At 40.5% G+C, this 210-nt stretch carries 1 protein-coding gene; it reads right to left on the bottom strand.

All coding sequences use genetic code 11. From position 1 onward, the window contains the following. Positions 1-129, bottom strand: a 129-nt coding sequence (locus FD07_RS12825) for a helix-turn-helix domain-containing protein (RefSeq protein ID WP_087843058.1), incomplete at its 3' end; no start/stop codon positions are given. Between the last annotated feature and the right edge of the window lie 81 nt (positions 130-210).

Below are 210 nucleotides of genomic sequence, written 5' to 3'. Positions count from 1 at the left end.
GCCCTGGATCCACTTATGAACGGTTGAATAGCCAATGCCATATTCTCTGGCCAGTTGGGCGGCTGATTCGCCTTGTTTATATAGGTTGATGATGTTTTGTTTGAATTCTTTGTCGTAACGAGTTGGCATGTAAAAATTCCTTCCTTTTGAGAGACGATTTATTCATTATACGCTCTCTTAAAAGTTGTCTCAGGAATCAGCTTACATCCA

It is taken from the genome of Levilactobacillus parabrevis ATCC 53295, assembly GCF_001434055.1.
Classification (GTDB): domain Bacteria; phylum Bacillota; class Bacilli; order Lactobacillales; family Lactobacillaceae; genus Levilactobacillus; species Levilactobacillus parabrevis.
Note: the sequence above shows the minus strand (reverse complement) of the source record. Positions and strands in the feature narration are given on the sequence as shown.